Source organism: Pseudomonas sp. PSE14 (assembly GCF_029203285.1).
Taxonomy (GTDB): domain Bacteria; phylum Pseudomonadota; class Gammaproteobacteria; order Pseudomonadales; family Pseudomonadaceae; genus Pseudomonas.
This window is the reverse complement of sequence record NZ_CP115669.1, coordinates 3,771,384-3,789,813: the sequence shown is the minus strand read 5'-3', so window position 1 is coordinate 3,789,813 and position 18,430 is coordinate 3,771,384. Positions and strand designations below refer to the sequence as shown.

The 18,430-nt window shown below is 64.8% G+C and carries 16 protein-coding genes; 11 read left to right on the top strand and 5 right to left on the bottom strand.

Going from position 1 to position 18,430, the window contains the following annotated elements:
- Positions 1-64: 64 nt before the first annotated feature.
- On the bottom strand, positions 65-484 hold the full coding sequence (locus O6P39_RS17260) for a PilZ domain-containing protein (protein WP_275607703.1): 420 nt from the start codon (positions 482-484) through the stop codon (positions 65-67).
- On the opposite strand from O6P39_RS17260, the gene O6P39_RS17255 reads away from it, so the two are divergent.
- From O6P39_RS17255 to cysB, 5 genes are all read left to right on the top strand, one after another.
- Positions 483-869 carry a thioredoxin gene (locus O6P39_RS17255; RefSeq protein WP_275607702.1) on the top strand — a complete coding sequence of 129 codons (387 nt, stop codon included), beginning with the start codon at positions 483-485 and terminating at the stop codon, positions 867-869. The two genes, O6P39_RS17260 and O6P39_RS17255, sit on opposite strands and share 2 nt — an antisense overlap.
- A complete protein-coding gene (locus O6P39_RS17250; protein WP_275607701.1) occupies positions 869-1,816 on the top strand; it encodes a putative 2-dehydropantoate 2-reductase in 948 nt (315 codons plus the stop codon). The genes O6P39_RS17255 and O6P39_RS17250 overlap by 1 nt, the downstream gene beginning before the upstream one ends.
- A 21-nt stretch (positions 1,817-1,837) precedes the next feature.
- Positions 1,838-2,749 (top strand): 5'-nucleotidase, encoded by a 912-nt coding sequence (locus O6P39_RS17245; protein ID WP_275607700.1) that lies wholly within the window; start codon positions 1,838-1,840, stop codon positions 2,747-2,749.
- 94 nt (positions 2,750-2,843) lie between these two features.
- Positions 2,844-3,329 (top strand): universal stress protein, encoded by a 486-nt coding sequence (locus O6P39_RS17240; protein ID WP_152222560.1) that lies wholly within the window; start codon positions 2,844-2,846, stop codon positions 3,327-3,329.
- A 166-nt stretch (positions 3,330-3,495) separates the two neighbouring features.
- Complete coding sequence (gene cysB / locus O6P39_RS17235; protein WP_207887173.1) at positions 3,496-4,470, top strand: HTH-type transcriptional regulator CysB; 975 nt, start codon at positions 3,496-3,498, stop codon at positions 4,468-4,470.
- A gap of 856 nt (positions 4,471-5,326) precedes the next feature.
- Here the strand turns inward: cysB and O6P39_RS17230 are convergent.
- The 3 genes from O6P39_RS17230 to O6P39_RS17220 form a co-directional block, all read right to left on the bottom strand.
- The gene (locus O6P39_RS17230; protein ID WP_275607699.1) at positions 5,327-6,511 is read right to left on the bottom strand and encodes an MFS transporter; all 1,185 of its coding nucleotides are present in this window, start codon (positions 6,509-6,511) and stop codon (positions 5,327-5,329) included.
- Positions 6,512-6,586: 75 nt separating this feature from the next.
- Positions 6,587-6,931 carry a hypothetical protein gene (locus O6P39_RS17225; protein WP_275607698.1) on the bottom strand — a complete coding sequence of 115 codons (345 nt, stop codon included), beginning with the start codon at positions 6,929-6,931 and terminating at the stop codon, positions 6,587-6,589.
- An 84-nt stretch (positions 6,932-7,015) separates the two neighbouring features.
- Positions 7,016-7,750 carry a phosphoadenylyl-sulfate reductase gene (locus O6P39_RS17220; RefSeq protein WP_275607697.1) on the bottom strand — a complete coding sequence of 245 codons (735 nt, stop codon included), beginning with the start codon at positions 7,748-7,750 and terminating at the stop codon, positions 7,016-7,018.
- Positions 7,751-7,938: 188 nt separating this feature from the next.
- Between O6P39_RS17220 and thrH the strand changes: the two genes are divergently transcribed.
- On the top strand, positions 7,939-8,556 hold the full coding sequence (gene thrH, locus O6P39_RS17215) for a bifunctional phosphoserine phosphatase/homoserine phosphotransferase ThrH (protein WP_275607696.1): 618 nt from the start codon (positions 7,939-7,941) through the stop codon (positions 8,554-8,556).
- A 341-nt stretch (positions 8,557-8,897) separates the two neighbouring features.
- Here the strand turns inward: thrH and pabB are convergent, their stop codons facing one another.
- Positions 8,898-10,241, bottom strand: a complete 1,344-nt coding sequence (pabB, locus tag O6P39_RS17210; protein WP_275607695.1) for an aminodeoxychorismate synthase component I — start codon at positions 10,239-10,241, stop codon at positions 8,898-8,900.
- 163 nt (positions 10,242-10,404) lie between these two features.
- Between pabB and O6P39_RS17205 the strand changes: the two genes are divergently transcribed.
- The 5 genes from O6P39_RS17205 (at position 10,405) to O6P39_RS17185 (ending at position 18,418) form a co-directional block, all read left to right on the top strand.
- Entirely contained in the window at positions 10,405-13,113 is a 2,709-nt protein-coding gene (locus O6P39_RS17205) for a helix-turn-helix transcriptional regulator (RefSeq protein WP_275607694.1), read from the top strand.
- Complete coding sequence (locus O6P39_RS17200) at positions 13,114-15,837, top strand: helix-turn-helix transcriptional regulator (protein WP_275607693.1); 2,724 nt, start codon at positions 13,114-13,116, stop codon at positions 15,835-15,837.
- 229 nt (positions 15,838-16,066) lie between these two features.
- The gene (locus tag O6P39_RS17195) at positions 16,067-16,522 is read left to right on the top strand and encodes a DUF6160 family protein (protein ID WP_275607692.1); all 456 of its coding nucleotides are present in this window, start codon (positions 16,067-16,069) and stop codon (positions 16,520-16,522) included.
- An 81-nt stretch (positions 16,523-16,603) separates the two neighbouring features.
- Complete coding sequence (locus tag O6P39_RS17190) at positions 16,604-17,365, top strand: C39 family peptidase (protein ID WP_275607691.1); 762 nt, start codon at positions 16,604-16,606, stop codon at positions 17,363-17,365.
- A gap of 48 nt (positions 17,366-17,413) precedes the next feature.
- Complete coding sequence (locus tag O6P39_RS17185) at positions 17,414-18,418, top strand: transporter (protein ID WP_275607690.1); 1,005 nt, start codon at positions 17,414-17,416, stop codon at positions 18,416-18,418.
- Positions 18,419-18,430 lie beyond the last annotated feature (12 nt).

Sequence of the window (18,430 nt, the reverse complement as noted above, 5' to 3'; positions counted from 1 at the left end):
AATGGCCTTTGGCAGGAAAATGCCCGGACCACGGGCATTTGCGCGACTTTCTGCGCGAGCGGCGTCAGACTGCGCAAAACAATGGGAAGTCCTGGGCGTTGTGCGCGATCCATTCCAGGGCGAGTTCCTCGAACGACAGCGCGGCGCCCGTCTCCTGTTCGCGCTGCCGCCGGTAGCGCTCTATCTGGCATACCTGCTCGACCATGCGGGCGCGGAACAGCGTGTCTTCGTCGATGAAGGCAATGCCGACGATGTAGTCGCTGTTCTGCTTGCGGCTCCAGGCCACTACGCCCGGGTAGCGCGCCGAGTCGCCCAGCAGGGGAATGCGCAGCTCGATGGACGTGCCGCGACGAAAGCCCCGTGGCGAGTTGCACGCCACACCGCCGAGGCTGATATTGTGCAGTCGCTGGCGCGGCAGGAAGGTCTGCTTGCGAATGACCAGTTCAACCGGAAGGTCACAGGGGTGACGCAGGAACTGCCGCATGACGGAATGCTCCGACCGCAATCTTTCTAGTATTGGCCACTTGAGTATAGTGCCGGCCCTTGAGCTGACCGACCTGGACGCCGACCGCCGGCTGCTTTCCCTGCCGGGCGTGTCGCTGCTGGTGTTCACCAGCGAGGGCTGCTCCTCCTGCCGCTGGGCGCGGGCGAAGCTGCCGGAGTTCGGCCTCCCGGTGGATCGCCTGTGCTGGATCGACGCCGGTCGCAGCGGCGGGTTGGTGGCGCGCTATGGCGTGTTCCACCTGCCGGCGATGTTCCTGGTGCGCGACGGTCATTTTCTCGGCCCGGTCCATGCCGCCCTGCGTCCAGAATCGCTGATCGACGCCTTGCGCGCTGGCCTGTCGCGCCCGGCTGAGGAGTTGCCTTGATGAATCTGCGAATCGGCATCATTGGAACCGGCGCCATCGGCGGTTTCTATGGCCTGATGCTGGCCCGCGCCGGCCACGACGTGCATTTCCTGCTGCGCAGCGAGTACCCGGCGGTGGTGGAGAACGGTCTGCGCCTGAACAGCCAGGTTTACGGCGAGCTGAGCCTGGCACCGGTGAATGCCTATGACGACGCCGCGCGCATGCCGCCTTGCGACTGGCTGCTGGTCGGCGCCAAGACCACCAGCAATGCCAGCCTGGCGCCCCTGATCGCCCAGGCGGCCGCCCGTGGCGCCAGGGTCCTGCTGCTGCAGAACGGCCTGGCGGTCGAGGACGAGCTGCGGGCGCTGCTGCCCGACCACCTGCATCTGCTGGGTGGCCTCTGCTTCATCTGCGTGCACCGCAGCGCGCCGGGTGTCATCGAGCACCAGGCTTTCGGCGCGGTGAACATCGGTTACCACTCGGGCCCCGCAGTGGGTGAGCCGGAGCGCCTGGCCATCGTCGAGGAGGGCGTCGAGCTGTTCCGCAGCGCCGAACTGGGCTCCAACGCCATGCCCAGCCTCGAACATGCACGCTGGCAGAAACTGGTGTGGAACATCCCCTACAACGGTCTTTCGGTACTGCTCGACAGCGGCACCCGGGCGATCATGGACAACCCCGACAGCCGCGCCCTGGTGGCCGAGCTGATGGAGGAGGTAGTGGCCGGCGCGAAGGCTTGCGGGCATTCGCTGCCGCCGAACATCGTCGGCGCGATGCTGGCCTCGACCGACGCCATGCCGGATTACCTGCCGAGCATGTATCACGACTTCGCGCAGCATCGACCGCTGGAGCTGGGCGCGATCTACGCCGCGCCCCTGGAGGCTGCACGCAAGGCCGGGCGCGAGCTGCCGAAAATCGAGGCGCTCTACCGCGCCCTGCGTTTCATCGACGCGCGCAACCAGGCTCATTGAGCCAATACCTCGGAGAGCGACATGGCGAAGGGACTGGGCGATAAGCTGGTGGTGGCGATTTCCTCGCGGGCGCTGTTCGACCTGCGCGAGAGCCACCAGGTGTATGAGCGCGAGGGCGTTGAAGCCTATCGCCAGTACCAGATCGCCCGAGAGGACGAAGTGCTGCCGCCCGGCGATGCCTTCGCCCTGGTGCAGAAGCTGCTGGCGCTCAACGGCGACTCGGACAGCGCACCGGTGGAGGTCATCCTGGTTTCGCGCAACAGCGCCGATACCGGCCTGCGGGTGTTCAACTCGATCCAGCACTACGGCCTGGGCATTTCCCGCGCCGCCTTCGTCGGTGGCCGCAGCCCCTATCCCTACCTGAAAGCATTCAACTGCCACCTGTTCCTCTCCACCCATATCGACGACGTACGCAGTGCCTTGGATGCCGGTTTTGCTGCTGCCACCATCCTTTCCGGTGGGACCCGGCGCGAGAGCAATGGGGAGCTGCGCTTCGCCTTCGATGGCGATGCGGTGCTGTTCTCCGACGCTTCCGAGCGCGTCTACCAGCAGGGCGGGCTGGAGGCGTTCCAGACCCATGAGCGCGAGTCCGCCCGCGAGCCCCTGGGCGGCGGTCCGTTCAAGCCCTTCCTCGCCGCGCTCAACCGGGTGCAGCAGGCGTTCCCGCAGGAGTCCTGCCCGATTCGCACCGCGCTGGTCACCGCCCGTTCGGCGCCGGCGCATGAGCGGGTGATCCGCACGCTGCGCGAATGGGATATCCGCCTCGACGAGTCGCTGTTCCTCGGTGGCCTGGACAAGGCCGCGTTCCTCGAAGCCTTCGCCGCCGACGTGTTCTTCGACGACCAGGCGGGGCATTGCGAGAAGGCTCGCGAGGTGGTCGCCACCGGGCATGTGCCGCACGGCGTAAGCAACGAAAAGCAGACCGCCGGATAGCCGCCAGGCCGCGACAGTCGGTCCCTGCGGAGCGCCGCGCGTTCTGCTGCTACGCTGCTGATAGGCCCGCCGCGCAGGCAGTCGAGGAGGCCGCATGATCCGATCGATTCTTTACGCTACCGACCTTGGCCTCTACGCGCCTTATGTCCTCCAGCATGCTCTCTCGCTGGCCCGTGCCTATGGGGTCCAGTTGTACGTGGTGCACGCCGTGGAGCCGCTCGGACTGTTCGCCGAGTCGGTGCTGCAGACCTACCTGGACGAGAACACCCTCAACGAAATGCGCGCCAATGGCCTGCACAACGTCATGGGCAGCATCGAGCAGCGCGTGATGGAAGGGTTCCGCGACGAGCTGGGGGAGCTGCGTCAGGATGCCGAGCTGATCCACTCCGTACGGGTCATCCAGGGGGACCCGCCGATGGTGATCCTCGACGAGGCGCGGCGTCTGGGGGTGGACCTGATCGTCGCCGGCAGCCACAGCCACGGGGAGGGGCTGAACACGCCGCTGGGGCGCACCGCGGGGCGTCTGGTGCAATTGGCGGAGGTGCCGGTGTACCTGGTACCGATGCTGCTGCACCGTTGAACGCAGTGTGACAATGCGTCGGATAAGACCGGAATTTCCGTATGGCTTTAGACGAATGGCATGCAGAGCTAAAAAAAACGTCTAGTTTTATTCCTTAAACCATTAATATGGTTATAAAACATAAGCCCCTGATCGCGGGTCGCGACATTCTTTCCGAGGAAATTCCATGAAGCTTCAGCAACTGCGCTATATCTGGGAAGTCGCGCACCACGACCTGAACGTTTCGGCCACTGCTCAAAGCCTGTATACCTCCCAGCCCGGCATCAGCAAGCAGATCCGCCTGCTGGAAGACGAGCTGGGCGTCGAAGTCTTCGCCCGCAGCGGCAAGCACCTCACCCGCGTCACCCCGGCCGGCGAGCGCATCATCAACACCGCCGGCGAGATCCTGCGCAAGGTCGAAAGCATCAAGCAGATCGCCCAGGAATTCTCCAACGAGAAGAAGGGCACCCTGTCCATCGCCACCACCCACACCCAGGCGCGCTATGCACTGCCGGGTGTGATCAGCGGCTTCATCAAGCAATATCCGGACGTCTCCCTGCACATGCACCAGGGCACGCCGATGCAGATCGCCGAGATGGCCGCCGACGGCACCGTCGACTTCGCCATCGCCACCGAGGCACTGGAGCTGTTCGGTGACCTGATCATGATGCCATGCTACCGCTGGAACCGTTGCGTGATCGTGCCCCAGGGCCACCCGCTGACCAAGGTGCCGAAGCTGACCCTGGAACTGCTGGCCGAACAGCCCATCGTCACCTACGTGTTCGGTTTCACCGGTCGTTCCAAGCTGGACGAAGCCTTCAACCAGCGTGGTCTGGTGCCGAAGGTGGTGTTCACCGCCGCCGACGCCGACGTGATCAAGACCTACGTGCGCCTGGGCCTGGGCGTGGGCATCGTGGCTCACATGGCGGTTGATCCGAAGCTCGACAGCGACCTGGTGATGCTCGACGCCAGCCACCTGTTCGAATCCAGCGTGACCAAGATCGGTTTCCGTCGCGGCACCTTCCTGCGCGGTTTCATGTGCGACTTCATCGAGAAGTTCGCCCCGCACCTGACCCGCGACCTGCTCTCCAAGGCCGTGCAGTGCCACAACAAGACCGAGCTCGACGAGCTGTTCGAAGGGATTGAGTTGCCGGTTTACTGATCAGGTTCGCGTCTGGCATTTGCTGTCGTCTGCTCGTCCCCAAAACGCCGCGATTCTCAAGAGAGTCGCGGCGTTTCTTATTGGGATGTTTTCCAGGTGTGGAGCCGGCGGATATCGCTGCGCGTTATTGACCATGGTTCGCGAGCAAGCTCGCTCCTACAGTTTGGCGACAAACCCAGGCGTTTCCCTATCAGCGCGGATTTTGCCGCGATGGATTTCGCGGACAAGGTCCGCTCCTACGACATACATCTGCACTCCGGACGGCCCTCACCCTAACCCTCTCCCAACGGGAGAGGGCTGGGGTGAGGGGGATGCATCGGCACGGACTTCCTGGAAGAAGACAGTTGCTCCTACGGGAGCGCAGCTTCTGCTTTGGCTTTGGCCCTCAAAGGCTTCCAGAGAAACATCCGCACACGCCGGAGCGCCCCTTCAGGAGGCAGAGTGGAGTCGGAGTTTCAGGGGTTGAGCGGCATGGATGCCGCGAGAGCGTCGTTGGGCCATGGATGGCCCGTCGACGCGTGCCCCTGAAATTTCGATGGAGCGAGGGAAACGAAGCGCAGCGAAGTAACAGCCGAAGGCTGGCCCGAAGGGTGAGCGAAGCGAATCAGTCCGGCGAAGCCGGACCCGGATGCAGGGGCAAGCCTTCTTGGTTACTTCTTTGGGGGCGGCCTTCCGACGTTTGGAAGAAGTGACTCGCCCGAGGGGGCGAAACAAGAAGTCCTCGCACACGCCGAAGCGACGCGTAGACACCTGAAGCCAAAGCGCGGATGGCGGATAACGCTTGAGGCGTTATGCGCCCTACGTTGGATCACATGCGCACCAATGAAGAAGCCCGGTAGATGCCGGGCTTTTCGTCTCAGCGAATACGCCAGCGCAACAGCAGCAACGCGACGAAAGCCAGGCCCGCCCCTGTGAGGAACGTGGAGCTGGCACCGAAACTCTGCCAGAGCCAACCAGCCAGCACACTGGCCAGCAGCATGGCGAGGCCACTGGCGAGGTTGAACACGCCGAAGGCGGTACCTTTCAGATCGGCCGGTGTGGTGTCGGCGATCAGGGTGGCCAGCAGGCCCTGGGTGAAGCCCATGTGCAAACCCCAGACAGCCACGCCAAGCAGCATCAAGGGAGTGGAGTCTGCCCAGGCCAGCAGCAGGTCCGCCGCCACCAGCAGAAGCATGCCGATGGCCAGCAGACCGGTGCGGTCGGTGCGGTCCGACCACCATCCCACCGGGTAGGCCGAGAGCATGAACAGCAGCGACATCACCACCATCACCACCGGCGTCCAGGCCATCGGCAGGCCCAGGTTCTGCGCGCGCAGCACCAGGAAGGCCTCGCTGAAGCGGGCGAGGGTGAACACCGCGCCGATCCCGACCACCCACCAGTAGCGCGCCGGGAAGCTGCGCAGCGCATCGCGATGGATCGGTGAGCGGAAGCGGTGACGGCCGGCGGCATGCTCCGGCTCTTTGACGAAGAAGATGATCGCCAACACCGCGAGGCCCGCCGGGATGCAGGCGAACCAGAACACCAGCGGCAGGTTGTTGCCCAGCCAGAGCATCAGGGCGATCGCCAGCAAGGGGCCTGCGAAGGCGCCGACGGTATCCATCGATTGACGCAGGCCGAAGCAGGCGCCGCGGATGGAAGGCGGTGCCACATCGGCGATCAGCGCATCGCGTGGGGCGCCGCGAATGCCTTTGCCGATGCGGTCGAGCAGGCGCGCGGTGAAGATGGCTTCGCCGGAGGTGGCCAGCGGAAACAGAGGCTTGGACAGCGCAGCCAGGCCATAGCCGAACAGCACCAGACCCTTGCGCCGGCCTAGGAAGTCGCTGATGGCGCCGGAGAACACCTTGACGATCAGCGCACTGGCCTCGGCGATGCCTTCGATCAGGCCGACGGTGACCATGCTCAGCCCCAGGCTGCCGACCAGGAACAGCGGCAGCAGGCTGTGCAGCAGCTCCGAGGAGACGTCCATGAACAGGCTGACGAAGCCCAGCGCCCAGACGGTGCCGGGGATGCGGGGGCGGGAAGGTTCCGAACCGTCGGGCATGGCCGACATCCTTGTGCGCTACAGGGGCGCTCAGTATTGCCCGGAGGGGATCAAGAAAGCGTCAAGTATGCCGCTTCAGAGACGGTCGAGATCGTCCCGGCTGGCCAGCTCCGCCAGCGCCTCGCGGGAGTCCAGCGGCAGCTCGCCACGGCCTTCCAGCACTTCATGGAGGAAGCTCATGAACACGGTGTAGACGACCTCGCGGCCGTCATCGTGGCGGACCACGAAGAAGGGGGCGGTGTCCACGCCGTACTGCGCGGCAACCATCCAGCCGGCACTGCCGGGGTTGCGCTCGTCGGCGACCAGGGTGCGGTCGATGCGGTCCAGATAACCGCCTTTCTCCAGACGTTCGTGGACTTCGCGGCACTTGCGGCAGTCCTGGCCGTTGGCCAGGACTTTCTTCACCAGGGTGATGCGCATGGGATCGGCTCCGCCGCAGGCATGCAGGCGTCCGATCCTGGCTGCGGGCTGACGTAGAAATTTCCGTCAGCCGAGGGTAAGGCCTCAGGCCTTGCTGATCAAATTGCCAGCGTGCAGACCGCATTCCTTCTGCGTGGCTTCCTCCCACCACCAGCGGCCTTCGCGCTCGTGCTGGTTGGGCAGTACCGGGCGGGTGCAGGGCTCGCAGCCGATGCTGATGAAGCCGCGCTCGTGCAGGCTGTTGTAGGGAATTTCCAGCATGCGGATGTAGGCCCAGACTTCCTCGCTGCTCATGTTGGCCAGCGGGTTGAATTTGAACAGCGGCTTTTCCGGGGTGGAGAAGGCGCCGTCGAGTTCCACCACCGCGACCTGGCTGCGGGTGCCGGGGCTCTGGTCCTTGCGCTGGCCGGTGGCCCAGGCGGTGACGGTGGACAGCTTGCGCTTGAGCGGCTCGATCTTGCGGATGCCGCAGCACTCGCCGTGGCCGTCCTTGTAGAAGCTGAACAGGCCCTTTTCCTTGACGAAGGCCTCCAGCAGGCGCGGATCGGGCGACATCACTTCGATGGCGATGCCGTAGTGCTCGCGCACCTGCTCGATGAAGCGGTAGGTCTCGGGGTGCAGGCGCCCGGTATCCAGACTGAAGACCTTCACGTTCTTGTTGAGCTTCCAGGCCATGTCCACCAGCACCACATCCTCGGCGCCGCTGAAGGAGATCCACAGGTCGTCGCCGAAGTGCTCGAAGGCGAACTTCAGGACGTCCTGGGGGGATTTGCTGGCATAGCTCGCGGCGATTTCCGCGATGTCGAACGGATGGCTCATCAGGCGGTATTCCTAGTTTTGGTGGCGCGGGGCGCTCTTTGCCGGGATGGTAGCAAAGAGGTGGATATGCCCCTAAATAACCTTCAGGAAGGGGCACTGTGGTGTTTGGGTATAAGTGCCGCGTTGCGCCGCTCCGAGCGAGCGGCTAGAGTGCCGCCTCTCAAGTCAAACCTGCGGGGAAATCGTTCGTGGAAATCGCCTGTCTCGACCTGGAAGGGGTTCTGGTTCCGGAAATCTGGATCGCCTTCGCTGAAAAAACCGGTATCGATGCGCTCAAGGCGACGACTCGCGATATTCCGGACTACGACGTGCTGATGAAGCAGCGTCTGCGCATCCTCGACGAGCACGGCCTGAAGCTGTCCGACATCCAGGAAGTGATCGCTACCCTCAAGCCGCTGGAAGGCGCGGTGGAGTTCGTCGACTGGCTGCGCGAGCGCTTCCAGGTGGTGATTCTCTCCGACACCTTCTATGAGTTCTCCCAGCCGCTGATGCGCCAGCTCGGCTTCCCGACCCTGCTGTGCCACAAGCTGATCACCGACGAGACCGACCGCGTAGTCGGCTACCAGCTGCGCCAGAAGGACCCGAAGCGCCAGTCGGTCATCGCCTTCAAGAGCCTGTACTACCGCGTGATCGCCGCCGGCGACTCCTACAACGACACCACCATGCTCAGCGAAGCCCATGCCGGCATCCTGTTCCATGCGCCGGACAACGTGATCCGCGAGTTCCCGCAGTTCCCGGCGGTGCACACCTATGAGGACCTGAAGAAGGAGTTCCTCAAGGCGTCGAACCGTCAGCTCAGCCTGTAAGAGCGGCTGTGACGAAAAAGCCCCGCGAATGCGGGGCTTTTTCTTTCCCGGGAGGGTGGCTTTCGTAGGAGCGGACTTTGTCCGCGATGCCTTTCGGACCGGCCTGTTGGTCGGATCGCGGATGAAATCCGCTCCAGCGGGGATTTTCAGACGTGCAGCGCAGTTGGTGGCAGGTCTGGCGAAACGGCGTACAACCGCGAACGGTTGTACGCCCTACGGGGCTTTACGGCGGCTTTTCGTAGGAGCGAGCTTGCTCGCGAACCGCTTAACTCCGCAGCTGCCGGAGAGTCTGTTCGCGAGCAAGCTCGCTCCTACAGACGCCCCATGAACCCTCGCGGGGTTTACAGGCTCTCCAGGGTCCGCAGCAGCACGCCGACCTTGGTCAGCGACTCCTCGTACTCCTCCTGCCAGTCCGAGTCGGCGACGATGCCGCCGCCGCCCCAGCAACTGACCTGGTCGTCCTTCACCAGCAGGGTGCGGATGGCGATGGAGCTGTCCATCTCGCCGCGCACGTCGAGGTAGAGCAGGCTGCCGCAGTAGATGCTGCGCCGGGTTGGCTCCAGTTCGTCGATGATCTGCATGGCGCGCACCTTCGGCGCGCCGGTGATGGAGCCGCCGGGGAAGCTGCCTTCGAGCAGGTCCAGGGCGTCCTTGCCGTCTGCCAGTTCGCCCGTGACGCTGCTGACCAGGTGGTGGACGTTGGGGTAGGTCTCCAGCGCGAACAGTTCCGGCACCCGCACGCTGCCGGGGCGGCAACTGCGGCCCAGGTCGTTGCGCAGCAGGTCGACGATCATCAGGTTCTCGGCGCGGTCCTTCTCGCTGGCCAGCAGCGCGTCGGCGTTGGCCTGATCCGCCGCAGGCGTGGCGCCGCGCGGACGGGTGCCCTTGATCGGGCGGGTTTCCACCTGGCGGCCGTGGAGCTGGATGAAGCGCTCCGGCGACAGGCTCAGCACTGCGCCTTCGGGCAGTTCCAGGTAGCCGGCGAACGGCGTCGGGCAGGCTTCGCGCAGCGCCCGGTAGGCCAGCCACGGCGAGCCGCTGCAGGGCGCGCGGAAGCGCTGGGTGTAGTTCACCTGGTAGCAGTCGCCGTCGAGGATGTAGCGGTGCACCTGGTCCAGGGCGTCGCGGTACTGCTCGCGTGTGAGGTCTGGTCTGAATGGCGAGCCGAGGCGGAAGGGCGGCAGTGTGTCTGCCTGGGCTTCGTTCTCGAACAGCGCAATCAACCGCTCGCGCTCGCTCGGCTCCAGGGTCGGGTGGAACACCAGCTGGCTGGTGCGCTCCTGATGGTCGGTGACCTGCGCCCAGGCATAGAGACCGAGGCGGGCGTCGGGCAGGTCGAGGTCGTCGAGTGCGGGAGCGGCCAGGCGTTCGATGCGGCGGCCGAAGTCGTAACTCAGATAGCCGATGATTCCGCCGACGAATGGCAACTTCCGGTCGTCCGGCAGCCGGGCTTCGCCCAGGCTCTGCAGTGCGCTTCTTACCCGGGCGAAAAAGCGCTTGGCCGATTCGTCGGCGGTCGGTGCCAGTTCTGCCAATGGCCAGGCGCTCAGAAGGTCATAGCGTCCACGGGTGGCAAAAGGGCGGCCGGCGTCCAGCAGAACGGCGCCAGGTGCGCGATGGATCAAGGCGAAGCGATCACCAGGGTCTTCCTGATAGGGAAGAGGGTGTATGAAACAGTGAGGCATGAGTGAAAGCGTGCAAGGCGAATGGGAGGTTTCAGATCGTCTGAAGCGTCGATCCTAGAGCCATTTCTTCAGTTTACGTAGGAAACGCATTCTGTTAAGAATTGAATTATCCCGCGGGGATTATGCTCCGTACCACAACGATAATGACACAGGGATACAGGCCGTGGATGTAGTACTTGAGCCCGCAGCCGGCAGCCTTTCGCGCTCCAGATTAACACCCCCTCAGGTGCCTGCTGACTATTTGATTCGTCCCCGACTCCAGAATGCTCTGGATCGTCATCCATACGCCTCCGTGCTTTCGTTCAGCGCACCGGTCGGTTTTGGCAAGACCACCGCCCTCGCGGCGCTGGCCAGGTCGCGTGAACTGACCGGCGAAGCCGTCGCCTGGATTTCGCTCGAAGAACAGGACGACGACCCCGGCCGCTTCTGCCTGAAGCTCATCCAGGCGTTGTCCGGCGCCTTGCCGGGCATCGGCGAGGATGCGCAGGGTTACTTGCAGAACACCATGCGCGTGCCGGTGGTGGCGGTGATGGAAAGCCTGCTGATCGACCTGTCGCGCCATGAACACAAGGTGCTGCTGGTGCTGGACGATCTCCATGCGATCAGCCACGCCGACGTGTTCACCGGCCTCAACCGCCTGGTGCAGTACGCGCCGCCCGGATTGACCCTGGCCATCGGCAGCCGCTCGCAGCCCCCGCTGAACCTTGCCACCTGGCGCGCCAAGGGCCTGCTGCTGGAGATCGGCCAGGACGAGCTGCGCCTGAGCGAAGACGAAACCCGCGAATACCTCGCCCGCGACGGTCTGCAACTTGACGACACCTGCCTGCAGAGCCTGCACAGCCAGACCGAAGGCTGGGTAGCCGGAGTGCACCTGGTCAGCCTGTGGCTGCGCCAGCAGGCGGGAACGCCCGAGGACCTCAAGGCGCTGAGCAGCGACAAGGCTGCCGTGGGCGATTACCTGCTGCGGGTGGTGTTCGAGCGCCTGCCGGGCGATATCCAGGACGCGCTGCTGGCTCTGAGCATTGCCAACCGGCTGAGCGGCGACCTGGCCAACACCCTGACCGGCCGCCAGGACGGCCAGGCCCTGCTGGAGCGCCTGGACAGCATGCAGCTGTTCCTCCTGCCGCTGGACCGTGATCGCCACTGGTACCGCTTTCACCAACTGTTCGCCGATTTCCTCCGGGCGCGCCTGCGCGAGCGCGACCCGGAACGCTTCAAGCAACTGCACTTCAACGCCAGCCTGTGGTTTACCAACCACCACATGCCGACCCTGGCCATCGAGCACGCGTGCCTCGCCGAAGACCCGGAGATGCTTGCAGCATTGGTGGATGGCTGCGGCCTGGAATTGATCAACCGCGGCCAGCTGTACCTGATCTCGCGCTGGCGCCGCCATGTGCCGAACGAAATCGCCGAGCGCTACCCGATCCTGGTGCTCAGCGATGTCTGGACCCGCGCCTCGGAGCTCAGCCTGCCAGAAGCCAATCGCATGATCGATGAGCTGCTGGCGCGCTGGGGCGACCACAAGGGCAGTGGTCCGATGGGCGACCAGTACCTCTCGGCGCTGGCGGTCAAGGCGGTGCTGGCGCTGCAGAAGGACGACCTGGAGCAGTGCATCACCCTGGCCAGGAAGGTCGAGAGCCAACTGGGGCGCAATTCCGCCTTCCTCGAAGGAGCGGTGCTGCTGATCGCCGCCTTCGCCCAGGTGGTGCGCGGCCAGGCCGACCAGGCCCGGCGGCTGATGGGGCTGGCGCAGCAGCGCAACCATTTCCTCGATGGCCGCTACCTGCACATGCAGCTCTCCACCATCGAGGTGGTGCTGGCGCTGGAGCAGGGCCAGGTCAAGCAGGCGCAATTGCTCATCGAGCGCCTTCGCCAGCAGGCCATGCCGCTGTTCGACAAACGCTCCCAGGCCCTGGCGCTGCCGACCATCGCCGAGGCGCTGACCGCCTACTACCGCACCGACATCGACGGCCTCGAAGAGCGCCTGCGCTGGGCGTTGGGCCGGGTCGACGTGGTCAACCCGATCGACCTCTACGCCCAGGGCATGCAATGCCTGGCGCGCATCCAGCGCCTGCAGGGGCGCGGCAAGGAGGCGTTGGGCACCCTCGGGCTGATGCAGACCCTGGCCTCGCGCAACCACTCCTGGCGTTTCTTCGCCATGGCGGTGGGCGAGGAGATCAACCTGATCCTGCAGGAACCGGCCACCGACCGCTGCAAGCGCGCCGAGCAGCGCCTGAAGGCCATCGACTGGCAGAAGCTCGCCAGCCATTACAAGCAGATGCCGTTCAATCCGGTGCTCTGGGTGCTGGGCATCAGCCGCGTGCGCCTGTTGCAGGCGCGCGGGCATTTCAGCGAGGCGCTGCACGAGATCACCCAGCTGCGCGGCATGCTGCAGCCGGGCTGGCATGGCTTGCAGCGCCTGCGCCTGGACCTGCTGGCGGCGCTGAGCTACCAGCGCCTGGGGTACCAGGAGCGCTCCCACAGCCTGCTCGGGCAATGCCTGGTGGGCGCCGAGCGGGAAGGGGTGCGGAGCATTTTCATCGAAGAAGGTGAGGGGATTCGCCAGCTGTTGCAGCAGCTCGAGTCCACTGAGCGACAACCGGCCCTGCAGGCGTTCATTCGCGGTCTGCTGACCGTCTGGCCGGGGCAGGAAGCACGCAGGTCGCCCGAGGCGCTCGAGGAAGGTCTGACCGACCGCGAACGCGAGGTGGTGTGCCTGGCCGCGCAGGGGCTCTCCAACGAGGAGATCGGCCGACAGCTGTCGCTGGCGCTCGGTACCGTCAAATGGCACCTGCACAACATCTACGAGAAGCTCAAGGTACGCAATCGTACCCAGGCGATCCGCCGTGCCCGCGAGCTGAGTCTGCTCTGAATGACGACCCTGACCTCCCTGCCGCAGCCGCCGATGCCGCTGCTGCGTACCAAGCTGTTCCCGCCGCGCACCGACAGCAGCGTGCTGCTGCCGCGCCGCGCACTGATCGATCGCCTGTTCGCCGCCCGCCAGCAGCGGGTGCTGGTGCTCAGCGCGCCGGCGGGGTTCGGCAAGAGCACCGCGCTCAGCCTGTTCCGCCAGCGCCTGCAGCAGAGCGGGGCGCGGGTGGCCTGGCTGTCCTGCGACGAGGGTGACAGCGAGCCACAGCGCCTCGTGCAATACCTGGTGGCGAGCATCTGCAGTGTCGAGGAAGGCTTCGGCGTCAACACCTCGAACCTGTTGCAGTCGGATATGACCCTGCCGCTGGAGGGCATCATCGATGCCTTCCTGTCCGACCTGCGGCGGCTCGACGGCCCGCTGTACCTGATCCTCGACGACTTCCACCAGATCCGCCATCCAGCCCTGGCCCACGGTGCGCGCTACCTGATCGAGCACCTGCCGGAGAATGTGCGGCTGGTCACCAGCACCCGTTATCGTCCGCGCTTCCTTGTCGATGAACCGGCGCTCGCGCCGCTGACCTTCTGCCTGAGCGGCGACGACCTGCGCCTGACCCGCGAAGAGACTGACACCTACCTCATCGAGCTCAAGGGGCTGTCGCTCAGCGACGCCGAGCTCAAGTTGCTGCACAAGCGCACCGAGGGCTGGATTACCGCGCTGCACCTGGCGGCGCTGGCGCTGGCGCGGCATCCGGATCGCGCGGCGTTCCTCAAGGGCTTGTCCGGCTCCGAGCGCGACCTCGCCGATTACCTGGCCGAGGATGTGTTACGCAGCCTGCCCGAATCGCTGCAGCAGTTCCTTGATCAGACCTCGGTGCTGGACGAGTTCTGCGCCGAGCTGTGCAACGCCCTGACTGGCCGCCGCGATGGCCTGGACATGCTGATGCGGCTGCAGAACGAGCAGCTGTTCATCATCCCGCTGGACGACCAGCGCGAGTGGTTCCGCTATCACCACCTGTTCGCCGAGTTCCTCCAGGGCCGGCTGGCCCGGCACGCGGACCCGACGCCGTTGCTGCACGCCGCCGCGCGCTGGTGCGAGAGCCACGACCTGGCCGACCGCGCGATCAAGTACGCGCTGCGCGCCCGCGACTATGGATTCGCCGCCGACCTGCTGGAGCGCCAGGGCGCCAAGCTGATCGCCGGCAACCGCGTCTACGGCATCCTCGGCATGCTCGGCAACATTCCCGCCGAGGTGATTCGCGAACATCCGGTGTTCCAGATTTTCTATGCCTGGCAGTTGGCCTTCGAACAGAAGTTCGCCGAGGCCGAGGCGTTGATCGAAGAGCTCAGCGTCCGGCTGCTGCAGGGGCAGGGCAAGGTGCGCAACTTCGGCCTGGCCGAGTTGCTGGCGGTGGCCCAGGTGCTCAAGGCGCTGGTGCTGCTCTACCAGGACAAGCTGGAGGGGTGCCTGAAGGTGGCCCGTCAGTGGCTGGCGCTGGTGCCGGGCAATCAGCCGGTGTTCCGCGCCAGCCTGTCGTGCATCCAGGCGGCGGCCTATGCGCTGCTGGGGGATTATGCCGAGGCGGCGAGCGCCATCGGTGTCGCCCGGGAGTGCCTGCGCATGGCCGATAGCGAATACCTGCAGGTGGTGGCGAGCATGATCGAGGCGCTGATCTGCAAGGAGCGCGGCGAACTGGAGCGCGGCCGCACCATCGCCGAGAGCGCGCGCGGCCGGGTGGAGCGCGTGTTCGGCCGCCGCAGCCGGGTCGGCGGGCCGCTGTCGCTGGCCTATGCCGACATTCTCTACGAGCAGGACCGGCATGCCGCGATCCTCGCCGAACTGCCCTTGGCGACCACTTGGCGCGATGTCGCCACACCCGTGGAGCTGCTCAGCCGTGGCCAGTTGGTGATGGCCAAGGCGCGCTTCTTCGCCGGCGAGTCCGAACAGGGATTGGCCCAGCTCGACGAATGGCTGGTCGACCTGCAGTCGCCGGGCTATGAGCGGGTCTACGCGCTGTCCATGGGTTGCAAGGTGCAGCTGCTGTTGTGGATGCGCCGGCCGAACGAGGCGGAGCGGGTGTGCCTGCAATTGGCGCGGCACCTCTCCGGACTCTCCGCCGAGCGCTACGCCGACGCCCAGGCCGCGCTGGTGATGGCCGAGGCTCGCCTGGCGTTGTCCGAGCGTCATGCCGAACGCGCGCAGCAGCGTCTGGAAGGCTGTCTGGCGGGCTTCACCTCGCCCTACCAACGCGACCGGCGGTTGCGTTTGTCGTTGTTACTTTCTGTGGCGTTTTGGCAGAAAGGTAACAGCGAAAAAGCCTTCGCCTTGTTCGCGCCGACGCTGGAAGAGGCATGGAATCTGGGCTACCGCCGGCTGTTCCAGGACGATGCCCTGTGGCTGCTGCCGCTGTGGGAAGCCTGGAAGGCGGCCGAACCCAAGCGTGCCGCCGCCTGGCAAGGGGTGGCGGAAATGCTCCGCGAGCAGTGCCGGCGTCTCTCCGTCGACCCTGAAAGTTTCGATGAAAATCAAGATGTTAGTCACCGCGAGCGGGAGATCCTGCGGCTCGTGGCGGCGGGCTTGTCGAACCGCGACATTGCCCAGGCGGTGCATCTGTCGGAGGCCACCATCAAGTGGCATCTGCACAACCTGTTCGCCAAGCTCGGTGTGCGCAGTCGGACCCAGGCGGTACTCAAGGGCAAGAGCCTGGGGTTGCTCAGCGAAGCCTGAGTCGGGCGGTGGATTTTGCGCCATCCCTTGGATGGGCTGGCAGGTGGGGGGCGGGTCAGTAGCTTGGAGATCAGGACGCGAAGCATGGTGCTTCACGAATCCATGCCCACGGCGCCTAGGGAAGTAGTCGTGGGTCTGGAGGGCCGGCGTAGCCGGCCGACCTGCAGCGGGGCAGGACGCCCCTTGCAGTGCCTGGGGCAACCCACCTGAACACTGGAGAGAAATAACAATGAAAAAAATCAAGCAACTGGTTCTTGCAAGCGCAGTTCTGGCTACTCCGTTCCTGGCACATGCCGACATGCAATCCATGGATGACGCTGCTCTGTCCGGTGTGACCGGCCAGGACGGCATCAGCATCGCCGGTACCTTCAACGCATCCATCGGTGCCGTTACCTACAAGGACTCCGACACCACCAACGGCACCCTGTCCCTGGAAGGCATCCACCTGCCCAGCCTGACCATCGCCGACAACGCTCCGATGACCATCGACGTGGTGACCACCAATATCACCCCGGCTGGTGGCGGCACCGCTGTTGCCACCCAGCAGCTCGCCATCGGCCTGCCTTCCGTGACTGGCGACGTGACCGTCGACGCCGTCAAGGTCGGTTCCGGCGCCAGCATTGGCTCCCTGACCATTTCCAACCTGAACCTGGCCGGTTCGACCGTCAAAGTCTGGGGTCACTGATCCCCGAGGTTGCAAGCGCAGTAACCCTTGCCGGCATCTGCCGGCAAGGTTCTTCCGGGTGTTGAGTAGTAGGGGGGTGGAATGTTCGAGATTCTGCTGGGAAGCCTGCTGGGGCTGTTCGGTTTCACCCAGGCCGTGGACACCAAGCCACAACAGCAGGGCACAGTGAACATCTCGCAGCCGCTCACGCCCAATGGCCCGTTCCGCGAGTCGGTGCAGCTTGAGCCGATGAGCCAGGTGCAGTTCCGCAACGTCATCCACCAGGCCTATGACTACAGTTGCGGCTCGGCGGCGCTGACCACGCTGCTGGACTACTACCTGGGGCGCAACCTGGAAGAGCGTCAGGTCATGGAAGGCCTGATCAAGTACGGCGAGGCCGACAAGATCGTCCAGCGCCGTGGCTTCTCGCTTCTGGACATGAAGCGCTATGCCGCCGCACTCGGCTACAAGAGTGGCGGCTTCCGTGCCGAGTTCTCCGACCTGGACTCGCTCGAACACCCGGCGCTGGTGCCGATCCACTATGCCGGCTTCAAGCATTTCGTCGTGGTCCGCGATGTCTATAACGACCACGTCTTCGTTGCCGATCCTGCCTTGGGCAACATCAGTTTCACCCGCGCCCGTTTCGAGGATATCTGGGACCAGAACGTCCTGTTCGTCATCTACCCCAGCGGCCAGGAACCCAGGAATGCCCTGGCGTTGCAGGACACCGACCTGCGTCTGGTGGATGACCGCACCGTCAGCCTGCTGGCGTTCCGGGAGTTCCCGGAGATGAGCAAGTTCACCCAGAACCAGATCGGGGAGGCCGCCTCCGGCGGGGATGTCCAGTACATCCGCCGCAAATGATTGCCTGATCGGCCCGTACGAATAAGAACAAGACCAGGGGATAGCAACATGAATTTGAAGGGGTTTGCGTGCGTTGCCGCTCTGGCTTTGCTGGTCAGTACCGCCGCCGTGGCGGAAGAGGCGACGTCCGAGGACGCGCGCGATGCGCTGGCCAAGAAGGACAGCGATGCCGACAGCGCCAAGGCGCTGGAGCAGGTGTTCCAGGCCACCGAGAAGAGCTACACCCTGCTCAAGAAGGGCGAGCGCCAGCTCACCTATGGTTTCGATTACTCGCTGATGCGCGATACCCGCATCCAGGCCGTGCGCTCCGGTCAGAACGTCTACAGCGTGCTGGCGCAGAGCGAGGCGCAGCACACCTTCACCAACTCCTTCACCTTCGACTACGGCATCTGGGACAACCTGACCTTCAGCATGCGCCTGCCGTTCGTGGCCAAGTACGACACCGAACGCGACATCCATGCCTACAGCCTGGGCGACATTTCCGCGACCCTGCGCTGGCAGCCCTGGGAGTCGCGCCGCGGACGCCCGGTCACCACCCTCTACGCCACCCTCGGTCTGCCCACCGGCGACAGCCCCTACGACATGGACGTCGAGAAGGACGTCTCCACCGGCAACGGCTATTACAGCCTGGGCGTGGGCGCCAACACTTCCTACGTGATCGATCCGGTCGTGCTCTACGGCTCGCTCGGTTACACCTACAACATGCAGGTCGACGACATCCACCAGGCCCAGTACGGCGAAGAACTGGAGAAGGTGGTGCCCGGCGATACCATTAACTTCGCCATGGGCATGGCCTACGCGCTGTCCTACGACGTCTCGCTCGCCACCTCCTACCAGATGGCCTACTCGATGAAGAACAAGTACTACTTCAACGACCGGACGGTGGAGGCACCCGAGCAGACCAGCGCGATCATGAACTTCTCGCTCGGCCTTCGAACGTCACCCGACTACATCGTCAACGTGAACGCCGGTTTCGGTCTGACCGAAGACTCGCCGGATGTACTGCTGGGGCTGTCCCTTCCCCTGGATATCCAAGGCCTCAAGGCCCAGTAACCGACGAGCGAA

What these genes read in the sequence shown, in the direction of transcription:
- O6P39_RS17255 (WP_275607702.1), top strand. Translation starts at nt 483, where the DNA reads ATGACGGAATGCTCCGACCGCAATCTTTCTAGTATTGGCCACTTGAGT.
- O6P39_RS17260 (WP_275607703.1), bottom strand. Translation starts at nt 484, where the DNA reads ATGCGGCAGTTCCTGCGTCACCCCTGTGACCTTCCGGTTGAACTGGTC.
- O6P39_RS17250 (WP_275607701.1), top strand. Translation starts at nt 869, where the DNA reads ATGAATCTGCGAATCGGCATCATTGGAACCGGCGCCATCGGCGGTTTC.
- O6P39_RS17245 (WP_275607700.1), top strand. Translation starts at nt 1,838, where the DNA reads ATGGCGAAGGGACTGGGCGATAAGCTGGTGGTGGCGATTTCCTCGCGG.
- O6P39_RS17240 (WP_152222560.1), top strand. Translation starts at nt 2,844, where the DNA reads ATGATCCGATCGATTCTTTACGCTACCGACCTTGGCCTCTACGCGCCT.
- cysB (WP_207887173.1), top strand. Translation starts at nt 3,496, where the DNA reads ATGAAGCTTCAGCAACTGCGCTATATCTGGGAAGTCGCGCACCACGAC.
- O6P39_RS17230 (WP_275607699.1), bottom strand. Translation starts at nt 6,511, where the DNA reads ATGCCCGACGGTTCGGAACCTTCCCGCCCCCGCATCCCCGGCACCGTC.
- O6P39_RS17225 (WP_275607698.1), bottom strand. Translation starts at nt 6,931, where the DNA reads ATGCGCATCACCCTGGTGAAGAAAGTCCTGGCCAACGGCCAGGACTGC.
- O6P39_RS17220 (WP_275607697.1), bottom strand. Translation starts at nt 7,750, where the DNA reads ATGAGCCATCCGTTCGACATCGCGGAAATCGCCGCGAGCTATGCCAGC.
- pabB (WP_275607695.1), bottom strand. Translation starts at nt 10,241, where the DNA reads ATGCCTCACTGTTTCATACACCCTCTTCCCTATCAGGAAGACCCTGGT.
- O6P39_RS17200 (WP_275607693.1), top strand. Translation starts at nt 13,114, where the DNA reads ATGACGACCCTGACCTCCCTGCCGCAGCCGCCGATGCCGCTGCTGCGT.
- O6P39_RS17195 (WP_275607692.1), top strand. Translation starts at nt 16,067, where the DNA reads ATGAAAAAAATCAAGCAACTGGTTCTTGCAAGCGCAGTTCTGGCTACT.
- O6P39_RS17190 (WP_275607691.1), top strand. Translation starts at nt 16,604, where the DNA reads ATGTTCGAGATTCTGCTGGGAAGCCTGCTGGGGCTGTTCGGTTTCACC.
- O6P39_RS17185 (WP_275607690.1), top strand. Translation starts at nt 17,414, where the DNA reads ATGAATTTGAAGGGGTTTGCGTGCGTTGCCGCTCTGGCTTTGCTGGTC.